Raw genomic sequence first — 2,134 nt, forward strand, 5'->3', positions numbered from 1 at the left:
AGTATAAAATCTTCCAATAATCAAAGGGTTGTGTAATATTTCAATGAATTAGTCGTTTGCTTTTCTTAACGATGAGAAATAGACTTAAGCCATGGAAAATAAACGATTCACAAGCTATATTTTATTACTACTCTTACTCACTTCTTGTTCAACAAGGGTTATGAGTCCACCTAATCCAAGCTTTTTAAACCTCACAGGAAAGCTGGAGTTAACAAAGTCTGATATTCTTGCTCAAAAGTTTCATCAAGCAAACTTAGACTATAACAATAAATTCTACTTAAAGGCCTGTTCTGAGTATGAGGAGCTAATTGAAACCAAAGACTTCCCACTTAAGAGCCTAGCTCTTATTCGCGCACTAAAGTCGTGTGACTGGACTGCTCCAAAGCTAATTTCAATTTGGGAAAATACAGAAATTGAGAAGTGGTTAGAGCAGGACTATTACCAAGTATCTTACGAAGTTGCTAAGAGTAAGAATATAAAACTTTGGCAAGCAAAGCATAACTTCTCTTTATACCCATTTGAGACTCGAAAAGAAGAGAAAGAAAAGTATATAAGAAATGCTCTTGAAATTGCAGAGGATGAGCAAATAACCGAACTTGTCACTAGCTACAATGAGGAATTACAAAAAATTTCTCCACGCTTTATTACAGCACCTAGCGATGACCAGCTCTACTCTGTCGCAAGAGATTTTGAAAAAGCGAGAGAATATGACACGGCCATAAAAACATATGAGTCTATAATAAAGAATGAAAATATAGATTTAAAAACTAAGATCAATTCATGGCATAGAATAACTCGTGTTTTTAAAAATAAGAGAAGAAAAGATCTAGCAGAAAGTTCGACTAAAACTCTTGTCTCATGGATTGAAAAAAATAAGGCCTTATTTGGATCCCAGTACAATTATGAGTTAGTTGAAGCAAGAACAAGGTGGGCAAGAGCGACATGGACAGAGAATAATCTTCCACTTGCTAAGAAGGTCTTAACAAATACATTAAATAGAAATCAAGCAACAAATGAGCAAAAGGCCACCATCTACTATCTACTTGCAGGGATATCAAAAGAAGATAAGAAGATTAAATCAGCAATTTACTATTTAAAAAAATCTGTTGAACTTAGTAGTAAAGAGCAAAAGGAAGATATTCTCTGGCAACTTGCATGGTTAGAATACAAAAGTAAAAACTACTCAGAATCAAGTAGATTACTTTTAGAACTACATAGTGAATTTGACCAAGTTTCAAAGTTTAGTTACTGGCTCGCTAAGTCTCTTTCTAAAGAAAAGAAAGTTGAAGAATCTCTTCCTTACTTCTCTAAGACTGTTGAGCTAAACCCATATGGATATTATGGAATTCAGGCAAGAAGAGCACTAGGTCTCAAAGACGATCTAAATCAAGAAGTAATTAAGTCATCAAAAGATAATCTATTTGACTGGCTAATTGCGCTTGGAGAATACGACTCAGCAAAGAAGTACCTAGATGGACTGATTTATTCGAGTAAATCAGACTCTAGTAAGCTCTCACTTTTAGAGAGAATGAATAGAGCAAGAAACTTTCAGGGAAGTTTGAGAACTTTTTTTAATATGGATGAAGACCAAAGAAATGAAATTGAGAAAAAGTTTATTCAATACATTTATCCTAAGCCTAGTTTAGAATCTAAATACTTAGAAAATAAGTTTGATAATAACCTCGCCTATTCAATTATAAGACAAGAGTCTGCTTTCAATAAGGAAGCTAGAAGTTTTGCCGATGCGTACGGACTAATGCAAGTTATCCCTTCAAGAGCAAAGAAATTAGCAAGAAAGCATGGAATACCTTTTCAAAATACTGAAGACCTATACGACGTCGATATTAATATGGCACTTGGTGTTCAGTACTTGGAAGATTTAAAAAAGCTATTCAAATACCTTCCAATGGTTATTGGTTCTTATAACGCGGGAGAATCTGCAATGAAGAGATGGGTAAAATCTCGCTATCAAGGCGATATTGAAATATTCATCGAAGATATTCCCTACCGTGAAACAAGAAAGTACATTAAGCTAGTTCTTAGAAATTATTATATTTACCAAGAACTACCTATTGATAATAAATTATTTATCTATTAATTTTTGTATTCTTTGGTACTTCAAAAACAAAATGAT

Annotated in this window: 1 protein-coding gene; it reads left to right on the forward strand. The window is 33.6% G+C overall.

Features of this window, described 5'->3' with window-relative positions:
- The first annotated feature begins 91 nt into the window (after window positions 1-91).
- On the forward strand, window positions 92-2,098 hold the full coding sequence (locus ABX784_RS17140; RefSeq protein ID WP_372656283.1) for a transglycosylase SLT domain-containing protein: 2,007 nt from the start codon (window positions 92-94) through the stop codon (window positions 2,096-2,098).
- Window positions 2,099-2,134 lie beyond the last annotated feature (36 nt).

The sequence above is a fragment of the Halobacteriovorax sp. genome (genome assembly GCF_041587335.1).
GTDB lineage: Bacteria > Bdellovibrionota > Bacteriovoracia > Bacteriovoracales > Bacteriovoracaceae > Halobacteriovorax.